This is a genomic window from Candidatus Effluviviaceae Genus I sp. (assembly GCA_016867725.1).
Lineage (GTDB): Bacteria > Joyebacterota > Joyebacteria > Joyebacterales > Joyebacteraceae > VGIX01.
Map to the genome: position 1 here is coordinate 1 of VGIX01000005.1, position 25293 is coordinate 25293.

Consider the following 25293-nt stretch of genomic DNA (forward strand, 5'->3'; position numbering starts at 1 on the left):
CCGCGTCCAGGAGCGCGTCGGCGACCTCCTGCTCCGACCGCGCGAAGACGATGCGCTCACACGACGCCGGCCCGTACCGCGACTCGTCGGCGAGGTACGAGGCGTAGGATCCCTCGATGCGCTCGCGCGAGTCCACGACGGGCCCGCGGTCGCCGCGGGCGGGCCGCGGGGGCTCTGTGGCGATGCGACGGGTCAAGCCGGAGGCCCTCCTCCGGGCGCGCGGCGCCGGCCCTAGGCGCGGAGCTCGAGGTCGCGCGGGTAGTTCGTGAGGTTCTCGATACGGCCGTCGTCGGTCACACGGTAGATGTCCTCGATCCGCATGCCCCACCCGCCCTCGTCGGGATAGTAGAGCCCAGGCTCGAACGTGAAGACGGCGCCCGGTTCGAGCGTGTCGTTGTTCCCCGGGAGGTCCGCCAGCGTCGGGCGCTCGTGGACCTCGAGGCCCACGCCGTGCCCAAGGCTGTGCACGTAGCCGTTTCGCACCTGCGGGTTCGTCCTGAGCGTCTCGCGGCCGCGCTTCTCGAAGAAGTCGCACGTGAGGGTCTGGTACAGCGACGCCTTCTCGCCCGCCCTGAGCTGCGCGGCGACCGTGTCGAAGCACTCCTCGAGCTCGCGGTAGGCCGCGGCGATCTCCTTCGGCGCCTCGCCCACGACGAACGTGCGAGTGAAGTCGAAGAAGTAGCCGCCGCCCTGCTCCTGCGGGAAGATGTCGCAGACGATGGTCTTCCCGAGCGCGATCGGGTCGGCGTCGTTGCCTCTGCTGTGCGGGATGCCGGCGTCGCGCCCGAGCGCGAAGATCGTCTCCTCGGCCTCGATGAGCTTCCGCGCGGCGAGCGCGGTCCGGATCTCCGCCTTGCAGTCGCGGATGGTGAGCGGAGAGCCGTCGTCCTTGACGAGCGCGCCGCCCTTCGCGCGGTGCGACGCGAGGAACGACTTCATGTGGCTCACGACCTCGCAGGTGAGTCTGCCCACGCCCTTGATGCGCTCGATCTCGTCGCCGTCCTTCGTGCCGCGCGCCGTGAGGAAGATGTCGTCCTTGAACTCGCCGGCGACCGTCACGCCGGGGAGCCCCTTCTCCAGCTCGCGGAAGAGCGCGATGTTCCGGCCCACGTCGCCGACGCCGTAGAACGCGACGCGACCCCGGACGCCGAACTCGTCGAAGATCGCCCGGTAGTAGCTCACCGTCGCCTTGAGCGAATCGCCGCCCGCGGCCGCGAGCATCGACCGGTAGTCGTACTTCGACGTGTCGACGGTCTCAAGGCCGCTCGCCTCCGCCTCCTCCCGCTCCATCGTGCCGCACAGGAGCACGGGCTTGCCGCCCCTCCTCCTGATGACGACGGCGTGGCTGAGCTTCGCGCCGCTTGTGACGTAGAACATCGTCGGGTTGCCGAGCACCTTCCCCACGACCACCGCCGCGTCGATGCCGCGCTCCTCCATGAGCCTGTCGATGTCGCGCTTCAAGGACGACCTCCTCTCATGTCGTGTGATGTCCCGCTCGGCGGCCCCCCGCCGCCGGCACATGATACAGCGGCCGCGCCGCGAGGGCCACCGCCCCCTTAGGCCCCGAGGACCTCGCGCTCGATCGTCGCGACGATCTCGCCGAGCCTCGCCTCCACCTCGGGACTCAGCCGCTCGCCGAACGCGTTCACGTCCCTGACCTCGATCGCGTACACGACGACCTCGCGCGGCACGGCCAGGCCCTGCCGCCGCCCGAACTCGAGCACGGTTGCAAGGTCCAAGCCATGCGGCGCGCCGCAGTGCACGGTCGGGGCGAGGTCCTGAAGCGCGAGGCGCGTCAGGCGGCCGGGCTCGGCTCCCAGGACCGCGTCGATCACGACCAGCCGGTCGAACCCCAGCGCGTCCTCGAGGAGCGTGAAGCCGCCCTCCTCGTTCGTCGCGAACTCGACGTCCCCACGCCCGCCGGCCCGCGACTCGAGCGCCCGCGCCACGGCGAGACCGACGCCGTCGTCCGACAGGACCGAGCTTCCCACTCCGAGCACCAGTGTCTTCATGGTCAAGCAGACGCCCCGGCGCCGCCTTGCGGGGCCGCGCCGGGGCGCCTCACGCGGACGTCTTCCGACGCCCTAGTCCACGAACTGCGACAGCCTCCGAATCAGCGTCCCGTCCGCGCCCCTGATCTCGACGACGAGCGGCGTCCGCCCCGGCAGCGCGTGCGACGCGCACGCGAAGCACGGGTCGTACGCGCGGAACGCCATCTCGACCATGTTCAGCAGACCGTCGGAGACGTTGCCGTTCTTGATGAGACCCTTCGCGGCGCGCTCGACGGACATGCAGATGGCGGGCGCGTTGTTCACGGTCGCCACGATGAGGTTCGCCTGCGTGATCACGCCGCGCTCGTCGGATTTGAAGTGGTGGATGAGCGTGCCGCGCGGCGCCTCGACGACGCCGACGCCCTCGGACGGCTTCTGCGTGGGCAGCGTCCGGATGTCCGTCCCCATGATGTCGGGGTCCTTCACGAGCTCGACCATCCGCTCGGCCGCGTACAGGAGCTCGACGAGCCTCGCCCAGTGGTACGCGAGCGTGTTGTGGGCGGGCTTCCCGCCGAGGGTCTCGTACATGCGGTCGTGCTCGGCCTGGGCCTTCGGGGTCGCCATGCCGTCCGACGCGTTCAGGCGCGCGAGCGGCGCGACGCGGTAGATGCCGCTCTTCTCGCCGTCCACGAACCCCTTCCACCCCACGGCCTTGAGATAGGGGAACTTCACGAAGCTCCAGGTCTCGACGTGCTCGGCGACGTGCTTGAGGTAGTCGCGCGCGGGGAACTTCGCGAACTCCTTCCCGCTGGGGTTCACCACGCGGATGTCACCGTCGTAGAAGCTGACCTTGTTGGCTTCGTCCACGAGCCCCATGTAGTACGTCCGGTGCTTGTAGACGTCGCCGACGATGGTGTCCACGTACGTCTTGTTCTTGAGCACGACGCTGCCGAAGAGATCGAGGGAGAACCTCGCGAACTCGACGGCGTCCTTCGCGGTCTTGGCGAACTCCTCCCTGTTCTCCGGCGTGAGGCCGCGCGACACGCCGCCCGGGAGCCCGAGCACCGGGTGGATGACGCGTCCGCCGAGCGTCGTGATGATGTTCCGGACGCGCTTCCGCATGTCGATGACCTTGCCGCCCGTCTCGAGCCCTACCTTCCCGATGACGCCGAGGATGTTCCTCTCGGCCTTGGGGGCCTCGAGCCCCACGACGAAGTCCGGCCCGCCGAGGAAGTAGAAGTGCAGCGCGTGGTCCTCGAGCATGAAGGCGTTGTACACGAGCTCTCGGATGAGGCGCGCCGTGCGCGGCGGCTCGACCTTGTAGAGATCGTCCACGGCCTTCGTCGAGGCCATGTGGTGGGCCGTCGGGCAGACGCCGCAGATCTTGGGGGTGATCCTCGGCATCTCCTCCGCCATCCTGCCCTCCGAGAACTTCTCGAACCCGCGAAGCTCCGGCACCTGGATGTACGCCTGCGCGACGTCTCCCTTGTCGTCGAGGAAGATCTCGATCTTGCCGTGGCCCTCGAGCCGCGTGATGGGATCGATCGTGACTCTCTTCGTCATCGTCCCTCCGAGTCGCCTGCGAGCACCGTTGGTCGGCCGCGTCGAGCCCGCGGCCCCGCGCTACTTCGCCGCCTTCTTCCTGGTCAGGAGCGAGGCGGGAAGGCTGTACATGTAGAACAGACCCGTCGTGTCGGGGATGGACTCGGCCACCTTCTCCATCTCGGCCGGGTCATCCGTCGCGATGATGGACGCGAGCGCCGACAGGAACTTCGCGCCCTGGTCCCGCACCTCGTCCGTCGGCCCGAAGCAGCCCCTGCAGGGCATGTTCGCGTTGATGCACCGCTCGCCGCAGCCCGAGCGCGTCGCCGGCCCCGTGCAGATGACGCCCTCGGCGAGGAAGCACTTCTCCGGGTCCATGAACGTCTCGTGCGGCCGCTTGAGCTTCGCGATCTCGAGCTTCTCGGGTTTGGATTCGTTGCGCTTGCACGAGTCGCACAGCGATTTCGCGGGCGCCAGCACGCTCCCCTTCGGCGGGAGCTTCCCGGTGAGGATGGCCGTCACGGCCTCCATGATGAGGTCGGGCGGCGGGGCGCAGCCGGGCAGGTAGTAGTCCACGTCGATCACCTGGTCGAGCGCGTAGACCGCGTCGTAGAACTCCGGGAGCCCGAGCTCGCCCCCGGGAACGCGGGTCTTGCGCTGAGGCATCACGCCGTCGGGGTTGTCCACGCTGGGGAGGTAGCCGTACGCGGCCTCGAAGACGCCCTTCCGGTCGGTGAGATTGGCAAGCCCGGGGACGCCGCCGAGGTGGGCGCACGACCCGAACGCGACGACGAGCCCCGACTTCCTTCGCAGGAGCTTCGCCCACTCCTCCTGCTCGCTCGTCCTGACGCCCCCGTTGATGAACGAGACGGCGATCTCCCCGTCCTTGAGCGCCTCGACGTCGGACTTCTTGAAGTCCATGGCGACCGGCCACAGGACGATGTCCACCGCCTCCACGACCTTGAGAATGTCCTCGGCGAGGTCCACGACCGCTTCCTCGCAGCCGCCGCACGACGCGTTCCAGTAGAAGGCCACCTTCGGCTTCGCCACGTGATCCCCCCGCTGCGTGAGGTGCAGAACAGACCTGCCATCATGGCGGGCGCCGCCGCAGGTCGTTCCCAGGGCGGCGCCCCGACGCGACGAGCATAGCATCGGCGTTCCGCGCCGCGCAAGGGGAAGCACCGGGGATTCCGCTTGAAGCACGGGCGTTCGCGTAGTAGCATGCCGATGCTGAAGCACACTCAAGGCGGGGCGGCCACCCGCGAACGCGACGAGCGAGGCGCCATGCCCGAACGACACACCGTGCTGGTGGTCGACGACGAGGAAGCGATCCGCGACGCCTGCCGCCAGGTGCTCACGAAGGCTGGCTTCGACTGCCACACGGCCGTCGACGGCCTCGAGGGCCTTCACCTCGCCCACCAGGTCCAGCCCGACATCGTTCTCCTCGACCTCATGATGCCCGGCCTGAGCGGCTACGAGGTGCTCGACCAGCTCCTCAACACCCACAAGCACCTCGTGTGCATCGTGATCACCGGCTACGCGACGATCGAGTCCGCGGTCGAGGCCATGAAACACGGCGCGTTCGACTTCCTCCCGAAGCCGTTCACGCCCGACGAGCTTCGCCTCATCGTCGGCCGGGGGCTCGATCAGCGGAAGCTCCTCCTCGAGACGGTCGCGCTCCGCGAGGAGAAGGAGCGGATGAAGCAGTACTTCATCACGATCGTCGCGCACGAGCTCCGCTCTCCCCTCCTCCTCGTGAAGCAGTACCTCGACCTCGTGGTCGGCGGGAAGATGGGGTTAGTGGACGCGACGGCGAAGGAGCTCCTGAGCGGCGCCCACGGCACGCTGACCGGCCTCCTTGACATCATCGCCGACTGGCTCCAGCTGTCGAGGATCAACGCCGGCGACATCACGGGCGCGATGGCGGAGATCGCGGTCGCCCCGATCCTCGAGAAGGTCGCGCGCGACCTCGCCCCGCTCGCCGCCGAGCGGTGCATCACGCTGAGGGTCGAGCCGGCGGACCACGACGGCCGCGTGGACGGACACGCGGAGTCGCTCGAGGTCGTCTTCAGGAACCTCGTGACCAACGCCATCAAGTACAACAGGCCGGGCGGGAGCGTCACGATGTCGACCGGCGCCGGCCAGGGGAACCTCCGCGTGGCGGTGTCCGACACCGGCATGGGGATCGCGAAGGCCGACGTCCCCTTCGTCTTCGAGGACTTCTTCAGGGTGAAGTCCTCGAAGACCGCGGAGATCCCCGGAACGGGGCTCGGGCTGTCCATCGTAAGGAAGATCGTCGAGGGCCACCACGGGGCCGTGACCGTGGAGTCCACGGAGGGCGAGGGAACGACGTTCACGGTCGCGCTTCCCCTCGCCGGAGCCGCCGGCGGGACGGACGAGCCCGTCGACTGAACGCCGCACGGGAGGAGAACCGAGCAATGCCGGAGGGCAGCGGATTCAAGCACATCCAGGTGTACTGCCCGGAGTGCCAGCGCATGATCTCGCCGGGCGAGTACGCGCTGTGCCCGTACTTCGAGGGCGGCACGGCGGATCTCAGCGAGGCGGAACAGGCCTTCCGGCAGCTCTTCAACTGCCACGTCAAGTGCGGGACGCAGGTCGAGTATCACTACTACAAGGACGGCAAGCGCGTCACGACGACCGTGAACCCGGTGGAGAACGAGGGGATGCTCATGGAGATCCTCAAGCGGGTCCTCGAGCACAGGTAGGAGGTATCGGTGGCAGGCAAGCACGTCCTCATCGTGGACGACGACGTCGATTTCGTCAGGCTCTATTCCCTCTTCCTCAGGAACAAGGGGCTCACGGTGTCGGCTTCGTACAGCGCGGCCGAGGCGCTCGAGGCGCTCGGGAAGGCGCGGCCGGACATCGTTGTGCTCGACGTCATGATGGAGCACTTCGACTCGGGCTTCAACGTCAGCAGGACCATCAAGGAGCGGTACCCGGATCTGCCCGTGGTCCTCATGACCGCCATCGGTCAGGAGACCGGCCTGGACTTCAAGCCCCGCTCGGACGAGGACAGGAGCGCGATGCACGCGGACGCGTTCCTGGACAAGAGCGCAAGCCCCGAGGATCTCCTCGCGAAGATCGAGGAGCTCACGCGATAGGCGGGCGCGCGGGCGACGGTCGCCGTGCGCGGCCGCGCTTCGCGCCCGGATGGAGGACAAGGGGTGGCCAAGGCGAGGATCCTGATCATCGACGACAACCCCGGCTTCGTGAAGATGAACACGGTGGCGCTCGAAACCGCCGGGTACGAGGTCGAGGCCGCGTACAACAGCGACGAGGGCTACACGAAGGTCGAGTACGGCAGGCCCGACGCGATCGTGCTCGACCTCATGATGGAGCGCCACGACTCCGGGTTCACGCTGGCAAGGAAGCTCAAGACGCATCCCGTGTACAAGAACATCCCCATTCTCATGCTGACGGCCGTCGGCGAGGCGACGGGCTTCCGCTTCTCGATGGAGCGCGACGGCTACTGGATGAAGACCGACGACTTCGCGGACAAGCCCATCGCGGCCGACGAGCTGGTCCGGCGCATCGAGAGCCTGCTGGCCGCGGCCGGAGCCGGGAGGACCGAGGCGGAAGCGTAGACGCCGCCTCGGAGCCCCGTCGGACGGCCCGAGGCCTCCCCTTCACAATCAGCCGCGACAACGCATCAGCACGAGGGACGCAAGGTGGGCACACGACCCCCTGTAGCACCGCCGTACGGAAGGAACGAGATCGCGGCCGTCCACGACCTCTCCCCCGAGATCAAGCTCTTTCGCGTGTTCTGCCCCGAGATCGCCGCGTCGGCCGCGCCCGGGCAGTTCGTCGTGTTCCGGGCCAACGACTACGCCGAGCGCATCCCGCTCACGATCGCCGAGTGCGACGCCCGCGCGGGACTCGTCACGGTCGTCTTCCAGGCGATCGGGGCGTCCACCCGGAAGCTCGCCATGCTCAAGGCCGGCGACGCCGTCATGGACGTGGTCGGCCCGCTCGGCCGGAAGAGCGAGATCGAGCGCTTCGGCATGGTCGTCTGCATCGGCGGCGGCATCGGCGTTGCCCCCGTTCTCCCGATCGCCCGCGCTCTCAAGGCCGCGGGCAACAGGGTCATCTCGATCGTCGGGGCGCGCACCAAGGACCTCCTCATCCTCGAGGACGAGATGCGCGCGGCGTCCGACGAGCTCGTCGTCGCGACGGACGACGGCAGCTACGGCCGTAAGGGGTTTGTCACCGACGCGCTCACCGAGGTCATCGGCCGCGGGGAGAGGATCGCGCGCGTCGTTGCCATCGGCCCGGTCGTCATGATGCGCGCGGTCGCCGACGCGACCAGGCCGCACGGCATCCCGACGATCGCGTCGCTCAACTCGGTGATGATCGACGCGACCGGCATGTGCGGCTGCTGCCGCGTGAGCGTCGGCGGGAAGACGCGCTTCGCCTGCGTGGACGGCCCGGAGTTCGACGCGCACGAGGTGGACTTCGACGAGCTCCTGCGGCGCCAGGCGATGTACCAGCGCGAGGAGTACCGCGCGCTGTGGCACCACGAGTGCCTCCTGACGGCGCAGGACCACGCCGTCGCCAAGGCGGAGCATCGGGTCGAGATGCCGAAGCAGGACCGCCGCGCGCGGGCGACCAACTTCGAGGAGGTCGCGCTCGGCTACGCGCGCGAGATGGCGCAGCAGGAGGCGCTCCGCTGCCTCCAGTGCAAGAAGGCGCCGTGCGTCGCGGGATGCCCGGTGGAGATCGACATCCCGGGGTTCGTGCGGCTCGTCGCCATCGGCGACTTCCTGGGGGCCGTGCGGAAGATCAAGGAGAAGAACAGCCTCCCGGGGATCTGCGGCCGCGTCTGCCCGCAGGAGGAGCAGTGCGAGACCACGTGCGTCCTCTCGAAGAAGGGTGAGCCCATCGCCATCGGCAGGCTCGAGCGCTTCGCGGCCGACTACGAGCTCTCGCAGGGCGAGGTCCGCGCGCCGTCCATGCCGGCCTCCACGGGGAAGCGGATCGCCGTCGTCGGCGCCGGGCCCGCCGGGCTCACGGTCGCGGGCGAGCTCGCGAAGATCGGGCACGGCGTCACGGTCTTCGAGGCGCTCCACAAGCCGGGCGGTGTGCTCATCTACGGCATCCCGGAGTTCCGCCTGCCGAAGGGCATCGTGCAGAGCGAGTGCGACTACGTCATGAAGCTCGGCGTTGAGTTCCGCACGAGCCACGTGGTCGGGCAGCTCGGGACGCTCGACTCGCTCTTCGCGGACGGGTACGACGCCGTCTTCGTGGGGACCGGCGCCGGGCTCCCCTACTTCCTCGGCGTTCCGGGCGAGAACCTGAACGGCGTCTACTCGGCCAACGAGTTCCTCACGCGCACGAACCTCATGAAGGCCTACCTCTTCCCCGAGTACGACACGCCCATCCGCATCGGGCGACGCGTCGCCGTCGTCGGTGGCGGGAACGTCGCCATGGACGCCGCGCGGTGCGCGCTGCGTCTGGGGGCGAAGGAAGTGTCCATCGTCTACCGGCGGTCCGAGAAGGAGATGCCCGCCCGCAGGGAGGAGGTGGAGAACGCCGTCGAAGAGGGCATCGTCCTCAGGACGCTCAAGAACCCCACGCGCATCCTCGGCAGCGAGGACGGGTGGGTCCGGGCGATGGAGCTCCTCGACATGGAGCTCGGCGAACCGGACGCGAGCGGGCGCAGGAAGCCCGTGCCGAAACCGGGCAGCGAGCACCTGCTCGAGGTGGACGTCGTGATCGTCGCGATCGGCCAGGGCCCGAACCCTCTTCTGACGGCCGCGACGCCGGATCTCGCGCTCACGAAATGGGGCAACATCATGGCCGACGAGGAGACCGGGAAGACGAGCAAGCGGGGCGTCTTCGCCGGCGGCGACATCGTGACCGGCGCCGCGACGGTCATCCTCGCGATGGGCGCGGGCAAGAAGGCGGCCCGCGCGATCGACGCGTTCCTCTCGTCCGGCGACTGGTAGGACTCCATGATCTTCACGATCAGAACGAAGCTCGCCGCGAGCATCGCGATCGTCGTGCTCGCGATGGGCGTGCTGTCCACCGTCGTCGGCACCCGCCTCTTCGGCGGGTCCCTCGTCAGGCAGGTCCAGCGGAGCGTCGAGGCCGACCTCAGCACGGCATACCTGCTCTACGAGGAGCGCGAGGCCGCGACGCTCGAGCGCGTGCGGAGCGTCGCCACGACGCCCGCCGTGGTGGCCGCGCTCGCCCGCGGCGACGGGGCCGCGCTCGCGGCCGCGCTCACGGACGGCGCCCGCGAGTTCCACCTGGACATCCTGACCATGACGGACCCGCGGGGGCGCGTCGTCGCGCGGGGCGGCAGCCCCGGCTCGGCGGGCGACGACCGACGGGACCACCCCGTCGTGTCGAGGATCCTGCGCACGGGGCAGGACGTCTCGGGCACGCTGCTCATCCCGGCGGACGCCCTGGCCGTCGAGTCGCCCGACGCCGCCCGGCGAGCGCGCATCCCCGTCGTCGAGACGCCCAGGGCCGGACCGACGACCCGCGCCTGTCTCGACGAGGGCATGGTCCTCGCGGCCGGCGTTCCGGTGATCCAAGGGGTGGAGGTGCTCGGCCTGCTCTACGGAGGCCATCTCCTCAACGGGAGCGACGGCATCGTCGACCAGATCGTGAACACTGCCTACGGCACCGAGACATGGAAGGGCAGACGGGTCGGAACCGCCACCGTCTTCTGCGACGATGTCCGCATCGCGACGACGGTGAGAACGGACGACGGGGCGCGCGCCGTGGGGACGCGTCTCTCGGCGGAGGTGTACGATCGCGTCTTCCGCACGGGCGAACGCTGGGTCGCCAGGGCGTTCGTCGTGAACGACTGGTACATCGCGGCGTACGGCCCCATCGCTGACCTGGACGACAGGACCGTCGGTGTGCTCTACGTGGGCGTGCTCGCCGACCGCTTCGACGCCGTCCGGCGCCGGACGGTCGTCACGTTCGCGGCGGTCAGTGTTGCGGGCATGGCGCTCGCGCTCCTCATCGCGAGCGTCCTCGCCGGCGGCATCCTTCGTCCCGTGCGACACCTGGCAGAGGCGTCGCGGCAGATCGCGGAGGGGAACCTGCGCGCGCGGGTCGAAGTGGACCCGCACGCCGCGGGGGAGCTCGTCGATCTCGCCGAGGCGTTCAACATCATGGCCTCGTCCATCGCCGAGCGCGACGAGCGACTGATGGAGAACGCTCGCAAGATGACCGAGAGCAAGAAGCTGGCGACGCTGGGCCAGCTTGCGGCCGGCATCGCGCACGAGATCAACAACCCGCTCGGTGGCATCGTGATGTACAGCCACATGCTCAAGGAGGAACTCCAGAAGCCCGAGAACCGGGAGAACGTCGAGAAGATCGCGCGCGAGGCCGACCGCTGCAAGCGGATCGTGAAGGGGCTCCTCGACTTCGCGCGGCAGACGAAGCCGGAGCGCACGGAGGCGGACATCAACCACGTGATCGACGAGGTGATCGGCCTCCTCGAGCATCAGACGCTCTTCCACGGCATCAAGGTCGTGAAGGACCACAGCGCCGGCATCCCGCTCGTGAACATTGACGCCGCGCAGATACAGGAGGTATTCATGAACATCATCATGAACGCGGCGCAGGCGATGAACGGCAGCGGGAGGCTCACGACGGCGACGCGGCTGACGGGCAACAACAGGGCGATCGAGGTCGAGATCCGCGACACGGGGCCCGGCATCCCGCCGGAGCACGTCGACAAGATCTTCGAGCCCTTCTTCACGACGAAGGAGGTCGGGCGCGGCACCGGGCTCGGGCTGTCGATCGCCTACGGCATCGTGGAGCGGCACCACGGGGTGATCAGGGTGGAGAGTGAGGTCGGACGCGGAACGGCCTTCTTCGTGCAGATCCCGATCGAGGAGACGCCGCCCCCGGCCATGTAGTACGGTGCGGCCACGAAGCGCCGACCGCGCTCAGCGCCGCCCCAGCGCCTTCCGCAGAAGGCCGAGGAACACCGCGGCCTCCTCGCGCCCCGGGACGACGGTCTCGAGGGCGCCCTTGCCGGACAGCCTCCTGAAGAACGCGAGCATCACCGCGGCCTGCACCGTGTACGCGACGGTGGACGCCCACGCCGCCCCCACGATCCCCCAGCGCGGGATCCACAGCACGCCGAGGACGACGTTGATCGCGAACGCGATCGCCGTCCCCACGGTGTAGTACACGCGCCGGTCGCGCCCCGAGAAGTCCGTCGAGAGGATCTTCCCCACCGAGAGCATGACGACGCCGGGCAGCAGGACGCGCAGCGCTCCCAGCGAGCCCAGGAACTCCTCGCCGAAAAAGAGGAGAAGGAGCGGTCTGCTGAGCAGCCAGAGCGCGACGGCCGCGACCGTCGTCGCAAGCAGCGAGCTCCTCACCGCGCGCGGGGTGAGGCGGTTCGCCTCCTTCGCGTCAAGCGCGGCCAGCCGCGGGAAGAGCACGACCTGGATCGACTCGGGAATGTGCGAGAGCTTCTCGGCGAGGACCACGGCGATCGAGTAGAGGCCCTGCGCCGGCAGCCCGGCCATGGACAGCACGAGAAAGGTGTCGAAGCGGTACGTGAAGAGCACGAGGATGTTACCCAGGTGCCCCTGCAGGCCGTAGACCAGCGAGCGGCGGAGCAGCACGCGGGGCGGGCGCTCCACAAGGCGTCCCCCGTGTGCCGCGCGGCACGCCACGGCCACGCCGACGCCGGTCGCCGCCAGCTCGCTCGTGGCGTATGCGACGATCGCCCCCCGCACGCCGCCCCGGAACACGAGGAGATTCGCCGCCATGAGCGCGAGCAGCGCGGCGGCCTGCAGCAGGTTCGCGAGGTTGAACCGCCTGATGTCCTCGAGACCGAGGAGGAACGCCACGGCGAGGTACTTCGCGAGCAGCACCGGGATGAGCGTCGCCCCGACGGTGAGCACGGACCTGAGCCCCGGATCGGCGGCCGCGTTGTAGAAGCGGAGGAACACGAGGTAGAGCGGCGTGATGACCGCGGCCAGAACGCCCGCGAGCAGAAGGCTCTGGCCGTTCACCTGCGCCCTGGAGAACTCCCGCCTCGACAGGAGGAAGGTGTGCGCGGAGTCGACGCCGAGGAGCCCCGCGAACGCGAACAGCGTGGGGAGGATGACGCTCGACGAATAGGCGCCCTGTCCCTGCACGCCGAGGAGGCGCGCGATGAGGATCGAGGTCGGGACGTTGACGAGGACGATCGCGACCCGCGTCCCGAACGTCATGATGCTGTGGCGCAGGACCGACCTGCCCGCGCGTTCCACGACGCCGTCCTCGAGCGACTCCTGCATGACCCTCCTAGCGCGCCCCCGCGGAGCGCGATGCGCGCACGACGCCGAGCACGACCTCGACCTCCTTCGCCTGCCGCTCCTCGATGCTCGGAAGCCTCCGGTTCGCGTCCTCCCTCGCGCGCGCGCCGAGCGCGGCGCGCGTTGATCCGCCCGAGAGCAGGTCGACGATCACCTGCCCCAGCCGGGCGAGGTCATGCCGGTCGAGGAGAACGCCGTTCTGGCCGTCCCGGACGACATCGGACGTTCTCCCCGTGTTGAGCGCGACCACGGGGAGTCCCGCCATCATCGCCTCGTTGAGCGGGTTCAGCACGTTGGTCCTCTCCGAGACGGTGACGAACAGGTCGGACGCCGCGTAGAAGGTCGGCAGGTCGTCCACCGGCACGGACCCCGCGAAGGTCACGCTCGCGACGATGCCGAGGTCCCGGGCCATGGCGCGGAGACGCGGGGCCTCCTCGCCGTCCCCCACGATCACAAAGGCCGTGTCCGGCCTGGCCGCGAGCACGGCCGGGGCGGCGGCAAGCAGCCGGTCAACGCGCTTCTCGTGGTGGAGCCTCGACACCGAGAGGACAACGCCCGCGCCGGACGGGAGCTTCAGGCTTCGGCGGGCGGCGTCCCGGTCGGGCGCTGCCGCGAACCTCGTCTTGTCCACACCGTCCGGCAGGAACACGAGCCGCTCCGCAGGCACGCCGTAGCGCAGAGCGATCTCGTCCCCCCCGGAGCCGTCGTCGCACATGATGAAGGCGTCGGCCGAGGTCCTGAACGCGATGATCTCCGGGTACCGGAGCGCGCGCTTCACAGGATCGTGGAGCACCTCTCCGAGCCCGGTGCCGAAGAGCCTGGTCACGTTCGGAACGCCTCGCGCCGCGGCGATCGAACGGGCGACCGGGGCGCTGTGCGCGCCCATCCCGAACACCACGTCGGGCCGGACCCGCGCCGCGAGCGCGAGGCCGGCGCGGAGCGCGAGACGCCGCCACAGAACATAGGAGCCGAGGATGCGCGCGTGCTGGACGACGCGGCTTCTGCCTCGCTCCGGCATGAAGTCCGCCCGCGTGGCAATACGGTGCAGGTGGACACCGTGGTAGTCCCCCTCGACCGGGGCGTCGGGCGGCCCGGGCATGAGAACGTGCATCTCGTGGCCGTGCGCGGGGAAGCTCGTGACGGAGAGGAAGAACGCCGCTGCGCCCCGCCCCTCCCCCATGGACCAGAAGGACGGCCACGGGTAGATGGCGAGAACGCGCAGCAGCGGGGCAGGTGCAGCACCGTGGGCCATGGCCATCCTCAGGCGCCGGTCGGCTCGAGACCGGCGCGAAGCGTAGCACGGCGCGGGACGGGCAGGCAACACCGCGGCCGGGAGACGCGCATCCTCCCCCAAGACGCCGGCGCCCACGCCATGGGCGCGGGCGCCGTGCCGAACCTCAGCGAGGCCGCGCGAGGCGCGCGACCATCGCGGGATCCTCACTTCAGCATGACCATCTTCCGCTCGACGCTCGTCCCGCCGACGGTGAGTCTGTAGAAGTACACGCCCGACCCCACGGGGCGGCCCGCTTCGTCGCGCCCGTTCCACACCGCCACGTGCTCGCCGCCCTCGACCGCGCCCGACACGAGCGTCCGCACGACGCGGCCCGCAAGGTCGTAGACCGTCAGTCGCACATCGGCCCCCGGCGCCGGCACCGTGAAGCTGATCGCCGTCGTCGGGTTGAACGGGTTCGGGTAGTTGTAGCTCGCGTCCACCCGCCACTCGCCGACGACGCCGCTCAGGCACTCCGTGTACACCGTCGTGTGCCCGGCGTCGGTCCACGGGACGTAGTCCACGGCGCCGTAGAACCACGCCGGATCCACGCAGTCGTTGCCCCAGTAGTTGTACTCGGCCCGCACGACCGCGCCCTCTTCGCTGTAGTTCGCGATGTGCCGCGTGTTCGACCAGAAGTCGTTGGCGTCCGCCAGGCTCCCGCCGACGAGCGGGCCAGGCTCACCGTAGCTGCGAATGCCACGCGTGTTCCCGTAGATCGAGTTCCGCATCAGTCGCGGCTCGGCCGTGTCCCAGCACACGACGCCGTTCGCGTTCGCCGTGAACTCGTTCCCGTCAAGCAGCGGCGCGCCGCCCATCTCGAACTTCGCCCCGGTCGTCGCGCCTCTGAACACGCAGTCGCGCACAACGATGTCGGAACCCGCCGCCGACAGCCCGTTCGTCGCGGTCCCGAGCCCGTTCACCGTGAACCCCTCAAGCACGGTGAGGCCGTGAAGGACCGTGGCGGTGACAACGTCCCCGCTGGCCCGCGTGATCGCCGTCACCGACGCGCCGCCGGTCGAAAGCACCGTCACGTTGTCCTTGAGCGTGATCGCTTCGTCGTACGTCCCCGGCGCCACCAGCACCGTGTCCAGCACCGCCGCGGCGTCGATGGCAGCCTGGATCGTCCCGTACGGCGACGGCACATTGAGGACCTGCCCCTGACCGACCCACGCCATGTCGGAGTACTCGCTGTACTGGACCGAGCGGTCGGAGGCCACGACCCGGAAGAAGTACTTGTTGCTCGGGTTCAGGTTCGGACGCACGAACGTCGTGTCCTGCGTGAACCCGACGACGAGCTGCTCGTTGAGCGGCGGCCAGAACGGGGCGCTGCTCATGTACACGCGGTACCGCTGCATGTCGCTCTCGCAGTTCGGCGACCACGTGAGGCGCACCGACGTGCCCTCCCACTCGGCGACGAGCCCCGTGGGCGCGGCGGGCGCCGGGTTCACGTCCTTCGTCAGGCTGATGAGACCTCGCCAGCCGGTGTCATAGACCGGGAGGACGCGATACGAGAAGCTGTTGCGCGGGCACGCGCCCACGTCGGCATCCAGGTAGACGGTCTGCCCACCCGGGACCATCGCGAGCGAATCGGGCTCGACCGAGAGGTCGCCGCGCTCGATGACGTAGTACGCCACCGGACCCGCCGCCGCCAGCCACTCGACGATGTTGCCGTCGTCCGTGTAGGTCACCGCGATGCTCTCCGGACCGGCGTAGCACAGCTCCCCCGAGCGCCGGCTCGACGTCGCGCCCTCGACGCCGTTCGTGTCCACCGCGGCCACCCAGTAGTTGTGCGCCACGCACCCGGGGATCGTGATGTCCGTGAACGTCGTGTCCGGCGCCGACACGGTCGCCACCGCCGTGACCGCGACCATGATCGTGTCACGGTACACCACGTAGTGATCCACGGCGTCCCGCCAGTCGGGCGGCGTCCACGCAAGCGACAGCGACGCGCCCGCCTGGGTCACCGAGAGCCCCTGCGGACCCTGCGGGCAGCCGATCCCCAGCGCCCCCATGTTGTGCCCGTCGGAACTCGTCCCCCTGGTCGGCGAGAGCGCGTGCACGGAGACGACCCCGCCGGGGCCGTCGCAGAACATCGGGTTCACCGAGATGGAGCCGGCTCCGCCGCTGCACCCGTTGTACTGCCCGGTGGTGTTGCCCCAGACGTCGTTGTAGGTGATCACCGGCGAGGCGCTCGTGCAGGTGATGCCGTAGCCGGAGTTGTTGGCGATGATGTTGTCCCTGATCGGGCTCCCCGACGTGGACCGGTAGTCGATGCCGCTCGAGCCGTTGTACGCCACCGTGCAGTTGATGATGTCCGTCGGCTTGCCCGTCACGTAGATGCCGTTCAGGGCGTTGCCGTAGATCACCGACCACAGCACGTACGCGTGCGGGTTGTTCGGGTTGTTGATCACGACCCCGGGGCCGGTGTTGTTGCGAATCGTGCAGTACTCGATGATGGCGTCGCCCTGCGTGGAACTCCCGGACCCGGAGAGCACGTACACGCCGCGGTAGCAGTTGTACACCTCGCAGTTGCGCACGACGATCTCGCTGTTCCGGGCGTAGATGCCCGCGGACGCGCTGCCGGAGTTCCTGATCACGAAGCCGTCGACGACGATCTTGTTCGCCGTCTGTACGGAGAGAACGTTCCCCGATCCACCGCCGTCGAGGACGGTCGGGTACATCTCGGGGTCGCGCACCGTGAACGTCGGATCGTAGCCGCCGTAGAGCGAGCGGTAGTCCGGAAGCGTGACGTTGCCCGTGTACGTCCCGCCGGCGACGCGGATCACGTCGCCGCGCTGCGACGCGTCGATGGCCGCCTGGACGGTCGCGTACTCCGTCGGCACGAGGCGGACGCGGCGCAGGTGCGGGTTGAGCGGCCTCTCGCCGCCCGAGTTGATGCCGACCTCGTTGTACTTGATGTAGAACCACCCGCCGAGGCCCCAGCTCGTCCCCCAGCTGTTCTTGCAGATCCACGCGCCCTGCCCGCCGCACATCGTGTCGTCCCAACCGACGACCGTCACCGCGTGGCCGCCGACGTAGGCGCCCCACGTGTGCGTGTAGCAGCCGCCGCTGTACTCGTCGAAGTCCTCGTAGACGGCGAAGCTCGTGGAGATGGGGCCTTGCATGAGCGCCGCCTTGTACGAGTCCACACTCCCGGCGATGGACTGGTAGCCGTCGATGATGACGACCTTCTCGCACTGGTCCTGTCGGCAGGCGGTCTCGCTTGCCACATACGGGTAGCAGGTCTCGAGCACCGCGCCCGGGTGCCTGTACAGCTGGTACACCGAGCCGGCCCACCCACCGTCGCAGCTGGAGCCATAGGTGTTGCAGTCCAGGCCCTGCTGCTCAGACAGGTCGTAGCGGGCGCCTTCGAGGATCCTGAGATTGCCCTCCGTCGCGCCGACGGCGGCGAAAGCCCAGCAGCTCCCGCAGCTCCCCTGGTTCCTCACGTCGGTCGTGCCCGACATCGTGCGCCAGTCCCACACGGTCGGGTAGCGTCTGCCGAGATCCTCGGGATTCGGGCGGAGTGTGTCCAGCATGGCGCGCACGTCCGGCGGCACGACGTTGCCGAGTCGCCGGGCAAGTTCCTCACGGGGCAGCACGGACATGGACGTGTGGTCCGCGGTCCAGTTCGCGCCCGCCTGCTCGATGGCCGCCCGGATGAGCTGCAGCTCCTCCTCCTTCTCGGGTGTGATCGGCCACTCGGCTTCGGCGGCACGTGCCGCTGGAACCAGCAGGGCGGCGGCGAAGAACACCATCACGAGGACGTTGGCGACTCGCGTCGCGGGCCGTGTCGTGGGTCGCATGCTCTCTCCTTCCCGCAGGGCTGACACAAGCACAGCCGCCGCGGCCGCGCCACGTGACGCGCCCGCCGCGGTGCAGTCCTTGACAAAGCTCAATCTTAGCACGATCCGTGCCCTGTTTCAACTCCCGAGCTTGTGCGGATTTGACGCCTCGGAAGCCTGTTGGTAGTGTGATGCCCCCATGCGGCACCAGATTCCTGACAGGGCCGATGCGCTCGTGGTCGGGGCGGGCACCGGCGGTGCGGTGGCTGCCCGGCGCATCGCCGCGTCCGGTCTCCGCGTGCTTCTCATCGAGAGGCATCACGCGCGGGACGTCGGGCGCAAGGTCTGCGGCAACGCCCTGGCGGGGGACGGCGTGGCGGCCGTGCAGAGACGCATACCGCCTCCGGCCGGCGCCGAGGTCGCCATGCGCGTCTCGGGTGCCACGGTCGTCCTGCCCGACGGGCGGTCCACCGTCGAGCTGCCCGGCGAGGGGGTGATCCTGAACCGCCTCGTCTTCGGGCAGCGCCTCCTTCGTGACGCGGCGGAGGCGGGAGTTGAGATCGCAGACGAGTGCACATGCGTCGGCTGGTCGGATCGTGAGGCAGGAAGGGTGAGAGTCCGGCTGGTCGGCGACCGCGAGGCCGAGGTCACCGCCAAGGTGGTCATCGATGCGACGGGCTACCGCGGCCTGCTCACGAGAAGCGGCGGGCCCTCGCGCGAGGACACGCTGGCGCGCGACCAAGTGGGCATCGCCTACCGCGAGATCGCGCCCGTCACTGAGTCGTTCGGACCCGACGCCCGAGTCGTCATCGTCCCTTCACCGGAAGGCGCCGAGGGCGGGTATGGATGGGTCTTCCCGATGGGCGATCGCCTCGCCAACCTCGGCGTCGGCGCACAGCTCTCCGGAACCGCGAGGACGATCAGGGACGCCTTCGTGCGATTCAGGGAGCGACCCGGAGGCCCACGCGTGCTCGCCGCGCTCGAAGGCGGGCTCGGGATGCTGCCGCTCCGCCCTCCCCTGGCGAGCATGGTCGGCGACCGGTTCATGACCGTCGGCGACGCCGCCTGCCAGGCGAACCCGCTCCACGGAGGAGGCATCGCGCCCTCCATCATCGGCGGCGCGATGGCGGGCGAAGTGGCGGTGCGCGCCTCGGGGCGCGGCGCAGCATCGGCGGGAGCCTTGTGGCCCTACAACGTGGCGTTCATGAAGGAGGTCGGCTCCGTCCACGCGGCGCACGATGTGCTGCGCCGCTTTCTCGCCGGCCTGTCGCCGCGCGACTTCACCGCCCTTGCCGCCGCGGTCGCGCAGGCCGGTGACGCCGGCGCGCTCGCGGGCCCGTCGGCGCGGCCCGCATCGAACGCCCTTCGCCTCCTCGGCGCGATCGGAGCGCGGCCGGGCCTTGCGGTGGCGTTCGCAAGAACCGCGCGCCTCATGGAGAGCGTCCGCCGCGTGTACGAGGGATACCCGGACGCGCCCGCGGGGCTCGATGCGTGGCGGCGCCGCGTCGGCGCGCTCATGAGGAGAGTGGGAGGGATGGGAGGAGGGTGAGCGTGCCGTCTCGCACGAGGCCGCCGCGCGGGACTCCACGCTTGCTGCGCCGCGCCAACTGTGATGTCATGCTCGCGTGACACGGACGCGCCGTGCGTGTCCTCAATCCCCCCGCTCGCCGCACACGGCCATCCTCGCTGGAGCACCGACGGGCTGCCTCACAGTCAACAGGAGGCGCGCCGTGAAGCGCATGACATCCGCGGCCTGTGTCCTGCTGGCGGTTCTCGCCGTCATGGTGGGCTCGCGCGCGGCGTCCGGGAGAAACAACATCCGCACCACGTTCCTCAATAACTACCCAGCGGTCGTCGGCACGCAGCTCGACGACCTGCCGAGCAAGACCGACCACTGCGGCGTCTGCCACTTCAACTTCAACGGCGGTGGAGCTCGGAATCCCTACGGAGCCCGCATCGAGGTCGGACTCAACGGCGGCCTCAACAACCTCCAGGCGATCGTCGCGGCCGAAGGCTACGACTCCGACGTCGACGGGTTCACAAGTCTGGTGGAGATCACCCACATCGGCACCTTCGCGAACACGCCGACGTTCCCGGGGCTGTCGTCGGCCAATGTGGGCAGCACGTCGAACACCCCGCTCGCGCAGATCCAGCCGTACCTCACGCCTGCGGGCGGGCCGGACACGACGCCGCCCGACGTGACGGTGATCACGCCGAACGGCGGGCAGAGCATCGCGGCCGAATCCACCTACGCGGTCACCTACACCGCGAGCGACGCGGGCGGCGTGTCCCACGTGGACGTGTTCCTGTCCGAGGACGCTGGCGTCACCTTCAAGCCGGTCGCCACATCGCAGCCGCCCGCCGGAGGCTACTCCTGGTTCGTTCCGAACAGGCCGGGCTCCGCGAACAGGATCCGCGTCGTGGCCTACGACACCGCCGGGAATGCCGGCCACGACGACAGCGACGCGTCCTTCACGATCACGGCCACGCCCGCAGGGTACGTCCCGACGACGCTCCGTGACGTGGACCTTCCCGGGACGCAGCCGCACGAAGGAGCCATCTTCGATGATCCGGACTTGAACTGCGGAACGTGCCACGGGAACTACAACTCCGCCGTTGAGCCCTGGTACAACTGGCGCGGGAGCATGATGGCCCAGGCCGCGAGGGACCCCCTCTTCCTCGCCTGCCTGGCCGTCGCCGAGCAGGACGCCCCCTCGGTCGGCGATCTCTGCATCCGCTGCCACACGCCGGGCGGTTGGCAGGAGGGCCGGTCGGTGGACACGAGCGCCGGACTGCTGACTGCCAAGGACCGCCACGGCGTGCAGTGCGACTTCTGCCATCGCGCCGTTGACCACAACTACGTCGCGGGCGTGAGCCCAGCACGCGACGCCGACGTTCTTGCGACCGTGTCTCCGGTTCCGCTTCAGTACGGCAACGGCCAGTTCGTGAACGACTGGGCCGCCATCAGGCGAGGTCCGTACTCCGACGCCCCGGCGAGCCACGACGTCGTCGAGTCGCCCTACCACAGGTCGTCGGATCTCTGCGGGGTCTGTCACGACGTGAGCAATCCCGTCTTCGCCGCGGCAGGGCCCGGCAACTACGTTCCGACCGCCTTCGATCAGCCGCATCCGGACTTCGACGTCCGCAACATGGGACCGGTCGAGCGCACGTACAGCGAGTGGTCTCAGAGCGAGTACGCGTCCGTCGGCGTCTACGCGCCGCAGTTCGCGGGCAACAAGCCGGGGGGCGTGGTGTCAACATGCCAGGACTGCCACATGCGTGACGTTGTCGGCGCCGGCGCCAACGAGGAGGGGACGCCCACGCGGACGGACCTCGCGCTTCACGACCTCATGGGCGGCAACACGTTCGTCACCGACATCGTCGGGATGTTCTACCCCAGCGAAGTGGACGCCGGGCAACTCGCGGCCGCCCGTGACCGGGCCGTGTCGATGCTGCAGAAGGCAGTGTCGCTCACGGTGACCCCTGAGGACTTCGGCGTGACGGTGCGCGTGACCAACGAGACCGGCCACAAGCTCCCGTCCGGATACCCCGAGGGCAGGAGGATCTGGCTGAACGTGCGGGCCTACGACGCGCTGGGTCAGATGGTCTTCGAGTCCGGGGAGTACAACGCGACCACGGGCGTCCTGCACCACGATGAGCAGGCCGTGGTGTACGAGATCCACGGCGGGTTGAGCCCCGCGTTGGCGCTGGCGCTTGGCCTTCCGACGGGCCCGTCGTTCCACTTCGTGCTGAACGACACGGTGTACCATGACAACCGGATCCCCCCGCGCGGCTTCACGAACGCGGCGTTCCAGACGATCCAGTCTCCTCCTGTGGGCCATGCGTACGCGGACGGCCAGCACTGGCACGAGGCCGGGTACAACCTGCCGGCCGAGGCCGAGAGCGCCCATGTGACGCTGTACTACCAGACGACGAGCAAGGAATACGTGGAGTTCCTGCGGGACGCGAACACGACGAACTCCGCCGGGCAGGACCTCTACAACGCATGGATTGCGCAGGGCAGGGCCGCGCCCGTCGCCATGGCGCACGCCCGGGTGGCGGTGGATGTGCTCGCGGATGTTCCGGAGGCGCCCGGCGAGGCGTTCGCGTTCACCCTGGAGAGCATCTACCCGAACCCGTTCAATCCGGCGGGAACCCTGCGCTACTCGCTCGCCGAGCGCAGTCGGGTGCGCATCGCCGTGTACGATGTCGCCGGGCGGCTGGTCCGCACGCTCGTAGATGAAGTCCGTGACGTCGGGCGGCACGCCGTGGCATGGGACGGTCGCTCCGACGCCGGAACAGACCTTGCGTCCGCCGTCTACTTCGTCCGCTACGACGCGGGTGGGCGGACCGTCCTGAGGAAGGCCGCATTGCTTAGGTAGAACCCCGACACCCCCCCACTCCCAACGCACAGCGCCCGGCAGATCACTCTGCCGGGCGCGTTCTCTCTTGGGTCGATCTCTCCCGCTCTAGCCGCGACGCCTGCGGGCTGCCGCGAGAACACCGACGAGCCCGCTGCCGAGCAGGAGCAGCGTGGACGGCTCGGGAACAGGCGGAGTCTCATGCGTGTCGGGAACGAGGAGGTGTCCCATGTAGGAGCCGTCACTCACCGGCGCCGTCGGATCGGCTGCGAGGAAGCCGGCGTTCCAGGCTGCGTTGAACACGCCGGGCTGTCCGGGAACGGCGCCGTCCTTCGCGTAGAAGTCACCCCACATCGGGGCGCGCCAGCTGTCGAACTCGATGACCGTCTCGTTGCCGTACGCCTCGTCGAACTTGATGCCGTACATCGGGCCGGGCATCCCCGGGTTGCCGGGACCACCCGTAAACGTGCTCAGTTCCCATGCGCCGAAGTGACCCTGCGCATTGAAGATGTCGTTCGCGGTGAAGTTGCTCGAGACCTCGAGGATGAAGTGGCTCGTCTCACCCGGCGGGTGAGCCAGCAGGTAGCGGTAGTGCCACGAGTTGTCCGCGTTCGGGGTCACCCACCACGCGAGCGACATGGGCCCCGGCGTGATCCACCTCCCGGTCCCCAGGATCCCGAAGTCCGTGCTCAGCAGCACGCCGTGATACGCGAACCCGAGCGACGGAACCAGCAGCGCCGCGATCGCGGCCACGACGACGAGAGCTGTGCGGCCGATGGTGCAGTTCTTCATGGTGCGTTGACCTCCGCGGGCACGAACCCGTGACACGGGCGCGTCAAGAAGCTCCATAATTGCTATGATGACACAGACTGGCGGTCCTGTCAAGAGGGCGATTGTGGGACCCCCATCCAGCCTGCAGAATCTCACTCATTGCGCGTACTGAAGCTGGTACAGGCGGTAGTAGTATCCACGGGCGGCGAGCAGCTCCTGGTGCGTCCCCACCTCCCGGACCCTCCCCTTGTGCATCACGATGATCCTGTCGGCGTGCTGGATCGTCGAGAGCCGGTGCGCGATGACGATCGCCGTCCGGCCCGCCATGAGTTTCCTGAGCGCATCCTGGATGAGGATCTCGGTCTCGGTGTCGATGTTCGACGTCGCCTCGTCCAGGATGAGGATCTTCGGATCGAACGCGAGAGCGCGCGCGAACGCCAGGAGCTGCCGCTGTCCGGTCGAGAGCGTGGACCCGCGCTCGTGGACCGTCTCGCTGTATCGCCCCGGCAGCCTCTCGATGAACCGGTCGGCGTTGACGTGCCGCGCGGCCTCGCGCACCCTCTCGCCCGTCACCGACCGGTTCCCGAGCCGGATGTTGCCCTCGATGTCCCCGGCGAAGATGAACACATCCTGCATGACCAACCCGAGGTTCGCGCGCAGGAAGGACTTCTCCATGTCCCGGATGTCCACGCCGTCAAGCGTGATCCGCCCCCTCTGGACGTCGTAGAAGCGCTCGAGCAGACTGATGATCGAGGTCTTCCCCGCCCCGGTCGCCCCGACGATGGCCACGGTCTCCCCGGGCTCGACCGTGAACGACACGTCCCGCAGCGTGTCCTCGCTGCCGTCGTACGAGAACCAGACGTTCTCGAAGACGACCCTGCCGCGAACCTCCGCGGGACGGACCGGCCGCTCAGGCTCCGGGATCATCTCCCGGTTGTCCAGAAGGAGGAAGATCCGCTCGGACGACGCCATCGTGGACTGCATGGTGCTGTACTGCTCGGCGAGGTTCCGGATCGGACGAAAGAACATCTGCACGTACGACAGAAAGGCCACGAGCGTCCCGAGCGACAGCGTGGACCGCAGCACACGCCCGCCGCCGTACCAGATGACGAGCGCGATCGCCACCGAGCTCGCAAGCTCCATGAGCGGCATGAAGAGCGCGAAGACCTTGAGCTGCCGCATGTTCGCGCGGAAGAGATCGTGGTTGATCCCAGCGAAGCGCGTGAAGCTCTCGAGCTCCCGCCGGAAGATCTGCGTGACCCGAATCCCGCTGATGCTCTCCTGGAGGCTCGCGTTGATCCGAGCCACCCTGACGCGGACCTCCCGGAACGCGTCCCGGATGCGGACGCTGAAGATGGCGGTGGCCCACACCATCGCGGGGAGCACGGCGAAGCTGACGAGGGCGAGGCGCCAGTTGAGGTTGAGAAGCAGGATGACGACGCCGATGAGTGTGAAGACGTCGCGCAGCAGGGTGATCACGATCGACGTGAACATCTCGTGGAGGACCTCCACGTCGTTCGTGGCCCTCGTCACGAGCCGCCCCACCGGGTTCTTGTCGAAGAACGCGAGCGACAGCCGCTGGAGATGCGCCAGCACCTTCATCCGGATGTCGTACATCACGCGCTGCGACGTGACCTCCATCATGTTGATCTGAAGGAGGCTGAACACGAACGTGAGGACGAGCGCCGCGACAAAGACGACCGCGACGTTCCGCACGCCCCTGAAGTCGCCGTCGCGGAGGACGCGCGTCTGCTCCGGAGAGAGCGCGGCCAGACGCTCTCGGGAGACGGCCACGCGGTCGCCGGCCCTCGCCACGCCGGGCGCTCCCTCAATGCCAGCGCGGGCGACGGCCTCGGGATCGGCGATGTAGAAGGTGCGGTCGGTGATGAGCCCGGCCGCGGACGCCCGGGCCACTTCGCGCGGGTCGTACTTCGAGAGCACCCTGGACGGGACGGCGAACGACCGGGCGCCCTCACCGCCGACGCCCTCCATGGGGACCAGGTCGCCCGCGTGGGCGCGGAGGAACGCCTGCGCCTCAGGCGAGCCTTCGCCTTCGACCCGGACCTCACGGACCGTGGCGACGATGTAGTCGTCGATCGCGAGCTTCGTGAGGTACGGGAGCGCAAGCTCGAAGCCGGCCACGACGAGGAGCATCGCGACGGCGACGACGACGTGCCTCGCGTACGGCCTCACGAACGACAGCAGCCGCCGCACCAGCCGCGCGTCGTACGGCTTGCCGAGGATCTCCTCGTCCTGGAACCCGTGGGTCAT

At 69.0% G+C, this 25293-nt stretch carries 18 protein-coding genes; 8 read left to right on the forward strand and 10 right to left on the reverse strand.

Features of this window, described 5'->3' with window-relative positions; genetic code table 11:
* The 5 genes from FJY74_02565 to FJY74_02585 form a co-directional block, all read right to left on the reverse strand.
* A partial coding sequence (locus FJY74_02565; protein MBM3307190.1) for a hypothetical protein occupies positions 1-196 on the reverse strand: 196 nt, incomplete at its 3' end.
* A 35-nt stretch (positions 197-231) separates the two neighbouring features.
* Entirely contained in the window at positions 232-1461 is a 1230-nt protein-coding gene (locus FJY74_02570; protein MBM3307191.1) for an aminopeptidase P family protein, read from the reverse strand.
* Positions 1462-1556: 95 nt separating this feature from the next.
* Positions 1557-2018 carry a hydrogenase maturation protease gene (locus tag FJY74_02575; protein ID MBM3307192.1) on the reverse strand — a complete coding sequence of 154 codons (462 nt, stop codon included), beginning with the start codon at positions 2016-2018 and terminating at the stop codon, positions 1557-1559.
* 66 nt (positions 2019-2084) lie between these two features.
* Complete coding sequence (locus FJY74_02580; GenBank protein MBM3307193.1) at positions 2085-3554, reverse strand: Ni/Fe hydrogenase subunit alpha; 1470 nt, start codon at positions 3552-3554, stop codon at positions 2085-2087.
* 60 nt (positions 3555-3614) lie between these two features.
* Positions 3615-4583 carry an oxidoreductase gene (locus FJY74_02585; GenBank protein MBM3307194.1) on the reverse strand — a complete coding sequence of 323 codons (969 nt, stop codon included), beginning with the start codon at positions 4581-4583 and terminating at the stop codon, positions 3615-3617.
* A gap of 234 nt (positions 4584-4817) precedes the next feature.
* On the opposite strand from FJY74_02585, the gene FJY74_02590 reads away from it, so the two are divergent.
* The 6 genes from FJY74_02590 to FJY74_02615 all read left to right on the forward strand — a co-directional run bounded on the left by FJY74_02590 (position 4818) and on the right by FJY74_02615 (position 11434).
* Positions 4818-5945, forward strand: coding sequence for a response regulator (locus FJY74_02590; GenBank protein MBM3307195.1), 1128 nt, complete (start codon positions 4818-4820; stop codon positions 5943-5945).
* A 26-nt stretch (positions 5946-5971) separates the two neighbouring features.
* The gene (locus FJY74_02595) at positions 5972-6259 is read left to right on the forward strand and encodes a hypothetical protein (protein ID MBM3307196.1); all 288 of its coding nucleotides are present in this window, start codon (positions 5972-5974) and stop codon (positions 6257-6259) included.
* 9 nt (positions 6260-6268) lie between these two features.
* Complete coding sequence (locus tag FJY74_02600; GenBank protein ID MBM3307197.1) at positions 6269-6655, forward strand: response regulator; 387 nt, start codon at positions 6269-6271, stop codon at positions 6653-6655.
* A gap of 63 nt (positions 6656-6718) precedes the next feature.
* The gene (locus FJY74_02605) at positions 6719-7138 is read left to right on the forward strand and encodes a response regulator (GenBank protein ID MBM3307198.1); all 420 of its coding nucleotides are present in this window, start codon (positions 6719-6721) and stop codon (positions 7136-7138) included.
* 129 nt (positions 7139-7267) lie between these two features.
* Positions 7268-9499 carry an NADPH-dependent glutamate synthase gene (gltA, locus tag FJY74_02610; protein ID MBM3307199.1) on the forward strand — a complete coding sequence of 744 codons (2232 nt, stop codon included), beginning with the start codon at positions 7268-7270 and terminating at the stop codon, positions 9497-9499.
* Positions 9500-9505: 6 nt separating this feature from the next.
* Positions 9506-11434 (forward strand): cache domain-containing protein, encoded by a 1929-nt coding sequence (locus FJY74_02615; protein ID MBM3307200.1) that lies wholly within the window; start codon positions 9506-9508, stop codon positions 11432-11434.
* A 30-nt stretch (positions 11435-11464) separates the two neighbouring features.
* Here the strand turns inward: FJY74_02615 and FJY74_02620 are convergent, their stop codons facing one another.
* The 3 genes from FJY74_02620 to FJY74_02630 form a co-directional block, all read right to left on the reverse strand.
* Positions 11465-12814 (reverse strand): polysaccharide biosynthesis C-terminal domain-containing protein, encoded by a 1350-nt coding sequence (locus tag FJY74_02620; GenBank protein ID MBM3307201.1) that lies wholly within the window; start codon positions 12812-12814, stop codon positions 11465-11467.
* A gap of 7 nt (positions 12815-12821) precedes the next feature.
* Positions 12822-14084: a glycosyltransferase family 4 protein gene (locus tag FJY74_02625; protein MBM3307202.1), complete on the reverse strand. Its 1263-nt coding sequence runs from the start codon at positions 14082-14084 to the stop codon at positions 12822-12824.
* 185 nt (positions 14085-14269) lie between these two features.
* Positions 14270-17911, reverse strand: coding sequence for a right-handed parallel beta-helix repeat-containing protein (locus tag FJY74_02630; GenBank protein MBM3307203.1), 3642 nt, complete (start codon positions 17909-17911; stop codon positions 14270-14272).
* 178 nt (positions 17912-18089) lie between these two features.
* On the opposite strand from FJY74_02630, the gene FJY74_02635 reads away from it, so the two are divergent.
* Together FJY74_02635 and FJY74_02640 are read left to right on the forward strand one after the other, a co-directional pair.
* On the forward strand, positions 18090-19439 hold the full coding sequence (locus tag FJY74_02635) for an NAD(P)/FAD-dependent oxidoreductase (protein ID MBM3307204.1): 1350 nt from the start codon (positions 18090-18092) through the stop codon (positions 19437-19439).
* Between the two features lie 181 nt (positions 19440-19620).
* Positions 19621-22272, forward strand: a complete 2652-nt coding sequence (locus tag FJY74_02640; protein ID MBM3307205.1) for a T9SS type A sorting domain-containing protein — start codon at positions 19621-19623, stop codon at positions 22270-22272.
* An 87-nt stretch (positions 22273-22359) separates the two neighbouring features.
* Here the strand turns inward: FJY74_02640 and FJY74_02645 are convergent, their stop codons facing one another.
* Positions 22360-23043 (reverse strand): PEP-CTERM sorting domain-containing protein, encoded by a 684-nt coding sequence (locus FJY74_02645; GenBank protein MBM3307206.1) that lies wholly within the window; start codon positions 23041-23043, stop codon positions 22360-22362.
* 135 nt (positions 23044-23178) lie between these two features.
* Complete coding sequence (locus FJY74_02650; GenBank protein ID MBM3307207.1) at positions 23179-25293, reverse strand: ABC transporter ATP-binding protein; 2115 nt, start codon at positions 25291-25293, stop codon at positions 23179-23181.